General features: G+C 72.7%; 8 protein-coding genes and 1 pseudogene. 4 read left to right on the top strand and 5 right to left on the bottom strand.

Annotated features, from left to right (window positions below; genetic code table 11):
- From AB0M52_RS26595 to AB0M52_RS26580, 4 genes are all read left to right on the top strand, one after another.
- On the top strand, positions 1-1,030 hold a 1,030-nt coding region (locus tag AB0M52_RS26595), incomplete at its 5' end, for a phosphoglycerate kinase (RefSeq protein WP_363959037.1).
- On the top strand, positions 1,030-1,821 hold the full coding sequence (gene tpiA, locus AB0M52_RS26590) for a triose-phosphate isomerase (protein ID WP_363959034.1): 792 nt from the start codon (positions 1,030-1,032) through the stop codon (positions 1,819-1,821). The genes AB0M52_RS26595 and tpiA, both read left to right, overlap by 1 nt.
- Positions 1,822-1,916: 95 nt before the next feature.
- The gene (gene secG, locus AB0M52_RS26585) at positions 1,917-2,171 is read left to right on the top strand and encodes a preprotein translocase subunit SecG (protein ID WP_363959031.1); all 255 of its coding nucleotides are present in this window, start codon (positions 1,917-1,919) and stop codon (positions 2,169-2,171) included.
- Positions 2,172-2,308: 137 nt separating this feature from the next.
- On the top strand, positions 2,309-2,653 hold the full coding sequence (locus AB0M52_RS26580) for an RNA polymerase-binding protein RbpA (RefSeq protein WP_111212915.1): 345 nt from the start codon (positions 2,309-2,311) through the stop codon (positions 2,651-2,653).
- Between the two features lie 114 nt (positions 2,654-2,767).
- Here AB0M52_RS26580 and pgl read toward each other — a convergent pair whose 3' ends face one another.
- The 5 genes and pseudogenes from pgl to AB0M52_RS26555 all read right to left on the bottom strand — a co-directional run.
- Complete coding sequence (gene pgl / locus AB0M52_RS26575) at positions 2,768-3,532, bottom strand: 6-phosphogluconolactonase (protein ID WP_363959028.1); 765 nt, start codon at positions 3,530-3,532, stop codon at positions 2,768-2,770.
- Between the two features lie 60 nt (positions 3,533-3,592).
- Positions 3,593-4,609, bottom strand: coding sequence for a glucose-6-phosphate dehydrogenase assembly protein OpcA (locus AB0M52_RS26570; protein WP_363959025.1), 1,017 nt, complete (start codon positions 4,607-4,609; stop codon positions 3,593-3,595).
- Between the two features lie 31 nt (positions 4,610-4,640).
- Positions 4,641-6,155 (bottom strand): glucose-6-phosphate dehydrogenase, encoded by a 1,515-nt coding sequence (zwf, locus tag AB0M52_RS26565; RefSeq protein ID WP_363959022.1) that lies wholly within the window; start codon positions 6,153-6,155, stop codon positions 4,641-4,643.
- A gap of 97 nt (positions 6,156-6,252) precedes the next feature.
- A complete protein-coding gene (locus AB0M52_RS26560) occupies positions 6,253-7,905 on the bottom strand; it encodes a glucose-6-phosphate isomerase (protein WP_363959019.1) in 1,653 nt (550 codons plus the stop codon).
- A gap of 51 nt (positions 7,906-7,956) precedes the next feature.
- Positions 7,957-8,158: pseudogene (locus AB0M52_RS26555) on the bottom strand (transaldolase); the annotation flags it as partial.

The following is an 8,158-nucleotide window of genomic DNA, read 5'->3' as shown; positions in this document are numbered from 1 at the left end:
GGGCCGGCCGAAGGGCTCGCCGGATCCGCAGTTCAGCCTCGGCCCGGTCGCCGGGCGGCTCGGCGAACTGCTCGGGGCTCCGGTGCACTTCGCCACCGACACCGTCGGCGACTCCGCCCGGTCCACCGTGGCCGGGCTCGCCGACGGCGAGGTCGCGCTGCTGGAGAACCTCCGCTTCAACAAGGGGGAGACCAGCAAGGACGAGGCCGAGCGGGGCGCCTTCGCCGACGAGTTGGCCGCGCTGGCCGACGCGTATGTGGACGACGCGTTCGGCGCCGTGCACCGCAAGCACGCCAGCGTCTTCGACGTGCCGGCGCGGCTGCCGCACGTCGCGGGCCGCCTGGTGCTGCGCGAGGTGGAGGTCCTCTCCACCCTCACCGCCAACCCCGAGCGGCCGTACGTGGTGGTGCTCGGCGGTTCGAAGGTCTCTGACAAGCTCGCCGTGATCGAGGCGCTGCTGCCGACCGTCGACCGGCTGCTCATCGGCGGCGGCATGTGTTTCACCTTCCTCAAGGCGCAGGGGCACGAGGTGGGCTCCTCGCTGCTGGAGGAGGAGATGGTCGAGACCTGCCGCAACCTGCTGGAGCGCTCCGAGGGCAAGATCATGCTCCCGGTCGACGTGGTGGCCGCGGTCGCCTTCGCCCCGGACGCCGAGCACCACGTGGTGCCGGCCGACGGCATCCCCAGCAAGCGGGTCGGGCTGGACATCGGGCCGGAGACCGTGGCCGGGTTCGCCGCCGCGCTCAGGGGGTCGCCGGCCGGCGGCCCGACCAACGCCCGGACGATCTTCTGGAACGGCCCGATGGGCGTGTTCGAGATGCCGGCGTTCGCCAACGGCACGCGAGGCGTCGCCGAGGCGATCGCCGAGTCCGACGCGTTCAGCGTCGTCGGTGGCGGTGACTCGGCCGCGGCGGTGCGGCTGCTGGGGCTGGACGAGAAGTCCTTCGGGCACATCTCGACCGGCGGCGGCGCCTCCCTGGAGTACCTGGAGGGCAAGACCCTCCCCGGCATCGCGGCCCTGGAGAACTGATGGCGAGCACTTCCCGCCGGCCCCTGATGGCCGGCAACTGGAAGATGAACCTGAACCACCTCGAGGCGAACCTGCTGGTGCAGAAGCTGGCCGCCAGCCTCAACGAGAAGCAGCTGACCGACGTGGAGACGGTGGTCCTGCCGCCGTTCACCGACCTGCGCACGGTGCAGACCGTGGTGGAGGGGGACAAGCTGCTCATCGGCTACGGCGCGCAGGATGTCTCCCCGCACGCCTCGGGCGCGTACACCGGCGAGATCGCCGGGTCAATGCTGGCCAAGCTGGGCTGCACGTACGTGGTGGTCGGGCACTCCGAGCGGCGGGTCTACCACCGCGAGGACGACGCGCTGGTGGGCGCCAAGGTGCAGGCGGCGCTGACCCACGGGCTCACCCCGATCCTCTGTGTGGGGGAGGGGCTGGACGTCCGGGAGCAGGGCACCCACGTGGCGCACTGCAGCGAGCAACTCGACGGGGCCCTGAAGGGGCTGACCGCCGAGCAGGTGACGAAGGTCGTCGTCGCGTACGAGCCGATCTGGGCGATCGGCACCGGCAAGACGGCCACCCCGGAGGATGCCCAGGAGGTGTGCGGCGCGGTGCGGGAGCGGCTCGTCGAGACCTTCGACCAGAGCACCGCCGACCAGGTCCGGATCCTCTACGGCGGGTCGGTGAAGTCGTCGAACGTGGCCGCGATCATGTCGAAGCCGGACGTGGACGGCGCCCTGGTGGGCGGTGCCAGCCTGGACGCCGAGGAGTTCGCGAAGATCTGCCGGTTCCCGGAGCACATCGCCGGCTGATCGCTCGCTATCCTTGACTCCGCCCGTCCGCCGGTCGGTGCCGCCGTGCCCGAACTGCCCGGGCGAGGATCGTAACGAGAGGACTGACCCCCGCCATGCCGATCTGGTTCGCCTACACGTTGATCGTGTTGCTGGTCATCACGAGCGTTTTGCTCACCATGTTCATTCTGCTGCACCGCGGCAAGGGCGGTGGGTTGTCCAGCATGTTCGGCGGTGGCGTCAGCTCCAGCCTGGCCGGCTCGTCGGTGGCCGAGAAGAACCTCGACCGATACACCGTTCTGGTGGGCATCGTCTGGTTCGCCTGCATTGTCGGGCTCGGGCTCTGGATCCGGCTTCAGGTGGGCGTCTGAGCAGGCCCATCTAGTCGTACAATCTGCGCGCGGTCCGTCACTCGACGGGCCGCGCGCAGTCCGTTTCACCCGCTGCACCGCGTCGCCCGCCGTCCACCCCTCGACGGCGGTCCCCTCCGACGACAGGAGCGAGCGCCGTGTCGAACGGCCACGTCATCCGGGGCGCCCGGGTCGGGTCCGCACCCCCACGCCACCCCGAACGTCACCAGCCGGTCCCGTGCCAGTCGGTCAGCTACTGGTGTCGCAACGGGCACCGCACCGACATCCGCATCGTCGCCGACGTACAGGCCCCGACGGTGTGGGACTGCCCCCGCTGCGGACTGCCGGCCGGCCAGGACGCACAGGATCCCCCGGGCCGGGCCCGGGCCGAGCCGTACAAGACCCACCTGGCGTACGTGAAGGAGCGGCGTACCGAAGCCGAGGGGGAGGCCATCCTCGCCGAGGCCCTGGCCGCCCTGCGGCACCGTCGCGGCACCCGCTGAGCCCGCACCCCTCGCCCGCCCCACCGCCCGACACGCGCCGAGCCCGCTCCGCCCGGCGCGATGTTAAAAGGGGGCCCCTTTACCTCACCAGGCGTTAATAAGGGGCCCTTCCTTTCACCGCAGGCTGCGGAGGCGGGTGGGCACGGAGGCCGCGGCGGCGCGGTCCAGCAACCAGAGGGTGCGGCCGGTGCCCTGCACGCCGGCCGCCGGCACCTGGACCGGCCCGGCGCCGGCCAGCGCCATGCCGACCGCGTGAGCCTTGTCCGCGCCGCTGGCCACCAGCCACACCTCCTCGGCGGTGTTGATCGCCGGCAGGGTGAGGGTGATCCGCACCGGCGGCGGCTTCGGGCTGCCCCGCACCGCGCTGACCGGTCGGCTCTCGTAGTGCACCGGGTGTTCCGGGAAGACCGAGGCGATGTGCCCGTCCTCGCCGACGCCGAGCATCAGCACGTCGAAGTGGGGCAGCACGGCGGTGCCCGGCCGGGCCGCCCGGGCGAGTTCGGCCGCGTACCGGGCGGCGGCCTCCTCCGGGTCGGCACCGGCGTCGGAGGCCGGCATCGCGTGGACCCGGGCCGGGTCCACCGGCAGCGCGTCGAGCAGCGCCGCCCGGGCCTGGGTCTCGTTGCGCTCGGGGTCACCGGCGGGCAGGAACCGTTCGTCACCCCACCAGAAGTCCACCCGGGACCAGTCGACCGCGTCCCTGGCCGGCAACGCCGTCACCGCCCGGTAGACCGCCGCGGCGATCCGCCCGCCGGTGAGCACCACCGACGCCTGGCCCCGCGCGGCCTGCGCGTCGAGCAGCCGCACCACCAACCGGGCCGCGACGGCCTGTGCCAGCAGGTCGGCGTCGGCGTGGACGGCGACACTCGCCTCACTCATGCTGTCCTTCCGCGACCGCACGGCGGTCGTGTCGTGTCTTCTCCCGTTGGACGGGGTCGGTCAGGATCCGGTGCTCGTCGTGGAGTGTGCGGTGACCCCCGCCTCGGCTCGCTGGGCGGTGGCCGGATCCTTCCAGACGTGCACCCGCTGGCCGAGACGCTGGTCCAGGCCGGTCAGCCCGGCGGTGGCGCCCAGCGCCTCCGCGTACACCTGGTCGGAGCCGAGCCGGCGCAGCTCCTCGGCCAACTCGTCGCCGAGCGGCCGGCGCACCAACGGCAGCACGCGGTCCTCCTGCCCGGTCCGCCGGAAGTTGGCCATGCTGTCCTCGCGGGTCAGCGTCAGTTCGTCGCCGTTGGCGCAGCGCAGCTGCACCTCACGCATGCGGGGGAACTCCCGGGTGTGCTCCCAGCGCGGGTCGATGCCGAGCCGGCTGCGCAGCCAGCCACACATCAGCGCGGCGGTCGGGTCGGTCGGCGGCGCGACCACCGTGGCCTCGGTGAGCTGCGCGTCGGTGGTGTCGAACGCGCCGGCGACCAGGGTGCGCCACGGGGTGATCCGGGTCCAGGCGAGGTCGGTGTCGCCGGGAGCGTAGTCCCGGGCGCGCTGCCGCAGCGCCGCGATCGGGTCGGCGGCCTGGGCGGCGTCGGTGATCCGCCGGTCGGCGACCACGCCGAGGAAGTCGGTGGCGATCTCCGCCGGCGGCTCGCCGTGCCACCAGGTCACCACCGGCACGTCCGGCACCAGCAGCGGCATCACCACCGACTCGGCGTGCAGCGCCAGCCGCCCGTACATCCGCGTCACCACGGCCTCGCACGGGCCCAGCCGCCCGCCGACCACGATCTCCGCGTCGAGCCGGTTGCGGTCCCGGTCGACGTCGGAGCGGACGACCACCAGCAGCCGGCACGGATGTGCGGCGGCGGCGATCGTCGCCGCCGCCTCCGCCTCGCGGACCCGCTTCTCGTCCACCACCACGATCAGCGTCAGCGCCATGCCGCTGGCCACTCCGCCGGCGCTGCGCCGCTCGGCGGCGAGTGCCTTGACCACCTCGTTGCCGGTGGTGTCCCACAATCCGATCAACGGAGCCTCCTGGTTCGCTCGCGGTGCTCAGTCACGCCCGCCGCCAGGCCCGACCCTCGTGGGCCAGCATCTCGTCGGCGGCCCGGGGGCCCCACTCGCCGGCCCGGTAGGACTCGGGCTTCGTGCCCTCCCAGGCGTGTTCCAGCGGGTCCACCACGGCCCAGCTCTGTTCGACCTCGGCGGCGTCGGGGAACAGCGTCCGGTCGCCGATCAGCACGTCCAGCACCAGCCGCTCGTACGCCTCCGGGCTGGATTCGGTGAACGCCTCGCCGTACTGGAAGTCCATCGCGATGTCGCGGACCTCCATCGTGGTGCCCGGCACCTTGGAGCCGAACTTGAGCACCACGCCCTCGTCCGGCTGGACCCGGATGACCAGCTGGTTGTTGCCGAGCATCTCCATGTCGGCCGGGCTGAACGGCAGGTGCGGCGCCTGCTTGAACATCACCGCGACCTCGGTGACCCGCCGCGGCAGCCGCTTGCCGGCCCGGATGTAGAACGGCACCTCGGCCCACCGGCGGTTCTGGATGCCGAGCCGGACCGCCACGTACGTCTCGGTGGTCGACGTCGCTGGGACGCCGTCCTCCTCCAGGTAGCCCTTGGCCCGCTGGCCACCGACCCAGCCGGGCAGGTACTGCCCGCGTACGGTGCCCTGCGCGACGTCCTTGGGTAGCGTGATGGCCTTGAGCACCTTGAGCTTCTCGGCCCGGATCTCGTCGGCGTCGAAGCTGGTCGGCTCCTCCATCGCGACCAGGGCGAGCAGCTGTAGCAGGTGGTTCTGCAGCACGTCGCGGGCGGTGCCGACCGAGTCGTAGAAGCCGGCCCGGGAGCCGATTCCGACGTCCTCGGCCATGGTGATCTGCACCGAGTCGACGTACTGCGAGTTCCACAGTGGCTCGAAGAGGCTGTTGGCGAAGCGCAGGGCGAGGATGTTCTGGACGGTCTCCTTGCCCAGGTAGTGGTCGATGCGGAACACGTCCTGCCGGGTGAACACGTCGTCGACCAGGTCGTTGAGCGACTTCGCCGACGGCAGGTCGTGCCCGAACGGCTTCTCCACCACCACCCGGCGCCAGCCGCCGCACTTCTCGTTGTCGGCCATGCCGGTACGGGCCAACTGCTTGAGCACCACCGGGAACGCCGCCGGTGGGATGGAGAAGTAGAACGCCGCGTTGCCGTGGATGCCGTGGCTGTCGCGCAGGCTCTCCAGGCAGTGCGCGAGGTTGTCGAAGGCGTCGTCGTCGTCGAACGAGCCGCCCACGAACTTGATGTTGTGCTCCAGCCGCGACCAGACCTCCTCCCGCCACGGGGTCCGGGAGTGTGCCTTGGCCGCCTCACGGGCCAGCGACGCGAAGTCGCCGTCGCCCCAGTCCCGCCGGGCGAACCCGACAACCACGAAACCGGGCGGCAGCAGCCCCCGGTTGGCCAGGTCGTACACCGCGGGCAACAGCTTCTTCTGGGCCAGGTCGCCGGTCACCCCGAAGATCACCAGAGCACACGGCTCCGGGATCCGCGGCAACCGCCGGTCCTGCGGGTCGCGCAGCGGGTTCACTCTGTCTCCTCTGTTCGCGACTGCGGGGCTCGCAGGATCGGCTCACTCCTCGCGCTCACGGTGCCTTCCCGATCCTGGTCGTCCACGTCGTTCATCGTCATGCCCGCAGCGACCCGACCGCATCGAGCAGCTGGGCCAGGCCCGCCGACCGCTCGGTCAGGTGCAGGCGCAGCAGCGGGCGTTCGCGACCGGCCAGGGCCCGTCGGTCGCCGGCGGCCTGCGCCGCCTGAAGTTCCCCGAATGAGTACGGCTTTCCGGGCACCGGCAGATCAACGTCGACCGTACCGGTCACCTGAAGAAAGCTACCCACCTGTGGGCCGCCCTTGTGGTACTGCCCGGTGGAGTGCAGGTAGCGCGGACCCCAACCGAAGGTGACCGGCCGCCCGGTGACCTCGGCCAGCAGCGGACGCAGCCGGGCCGCGTCGGCGTCGGCGTGCCGGTCGAGGTACGCCGTCACCGCCAGGAAGCCCTCGTCGCCGAGCCCGCCCAGCAGGTGACGCAGCGCGCCGGCCAGATCGCCCGGGGCGCCCGGGGGCGCGTACACCTCGATCGCGCCCTCGACGGACGACGGCGCCGGCGCCGGCGGCGGACCCTCGGCCAGGATCGCCGCGGTGTGCTCCTTGGACTCGGTCACGTTCGGCTGGTCGAACGGGTCGACCCCGAGCACGGTGGCGGCGACCGCGGTGGCGTACTCCCAGGCCAGGAACTGGGCGCCGAGCGGGCCGTTGACCGCGACGTCGGGTGCCGTTCCGGTGCCGGGCAGGTCACCGGCGGCGAGTGCGCCGCCGTAGCTGACGGTGAGCACATCGGTGCCGGTCAGCCCGGGGCTGTCCGGCGACTCGACCACGACCGGCAGGATGCCCTGGCCGCCCTTGCCGGTGGATTCGGCGAGCAACTGCTCCAGCCAGTCGCCGAGCCCTTCGACGCCGGTGCCGTCGGGCACCAGCGCGACCTTGTCCCGCCCGGCGGTGGCGGCCGCGGCGAGCGCGGCACCCAGCGCCAGGCCGGGATTGCCGTCCACCCGGTCCAGCGACGCCGCGAACGCCTCGGCCTGGTCGAGCAGGTCGGCCACCGGGACGCCGGCCAGTGCGCACGGGACCACCCCGAACGCGGTCAGCGCCGAGAAGCGGCCGCCCACCTCGGGATCGGCGAGCACGGTGATCGCGCCCAGCTCGGCCGCGACCGCCTCCAGCGGCGAACCCGGGTCGGTGACCACGACGAAGTGCCGGCCCGCCTCGGCCTCGGTCAGCCCGGCGTCCAGGAACGCCTGCCGGTAGGCGCGCCGGTGGCTGTCGGTCTCCACCGTCGTGCCGGATTTGCTGGCCAGTACGACCACCGTGCGCGCCAGCCGGTCGGCGAGGGCGGCGCGGACCTGCCCCGGATCGGTGGTGTCGAGCACGGTCAGCGGCCGACCGGTGGTGCGCGCGATGACCTCCGGCGCGAGCGACGAGCCGCCCATGCCGGCGAGCACCACGTGATCCAGGTCGGCCAGTTCCGCGGTCAGTTCGGCGAGCTGGGGGAGCAGCTCGCGACTGCGGCGGTGGGTGTCCAACCAGCCGAGCCCGGCGCGGGCGTCGGCCGCCGCCTCCGGCCCCCACAGGGTCGGGTCCTTGGCGGCCAGCCGGCTCGGTACGCCGCTGTCGACGAGGGCCTGCCGGGTGGAGGCCGGCGCGCTGCCGTCGACGGCCAGCGCGCCGTACACCGCGAGGCCGCCGGCGGCCTCGGCCGGTGCGGCCAGCAGCTCACCCACGCCGCCACCCCGTTACCGGGGCGGCGGCGTGGGGAACGCCGGGTCGTACCGTCACCCATTGCCTCCGGCCTTGGCCGCGGCCAGCGACTTGCGTACGCCGTCGGCGAGCTCGTTCCAGCTCGCCTCGAACTTCTCCACGCCCTCCCGCTCCAGCGTGTCGATCACGTCGGCCATGTCCACGCCCGCCGCCTCCAGGTCGGCGAAGACCTGCCGGGCGTGGTCGTACGCGTCGGTGATGGTGTCCGGGCGGGTC

Source organism: Micromonospora sp. NPDC051296, assembly GCF_040682255.1.
Lineage (GTDB): Bacteria > Actinomycetota > Actinomycetes > Mycobacteriales > Micromonosporaceae > Micromonospora > Micromonospora craterilacus.
The sequence above is the reverse complement of the archived record's forward strand: the minus strand, read 5'-3'. Positions and strand labels throughout refer to the sequence as shown.

Bases quoted from the DNA above. Each gene is read 5' to 3' on its own strand.
- secG (WP_363959031.1), top strand. From the start codon at position 1,917: ATGCCGATCTGGTTCGCCTACACGTTGATCGTGTTGCTGGTCATCACG.
- pgl (WP_363959028.1), bottom strand. From the start codon at position 3,532: ATGAGTGAGGCGAGTGTCGCCGTCCACGCCGACGCCGACCTGCTGGCA.
- tpiA (WP_363959034.1), top strand. From the start codon at position 1,030: ATGGCGAGCACTTCCCGCCGGCCCCTGATGGCCGGCAACTGGAAGATG.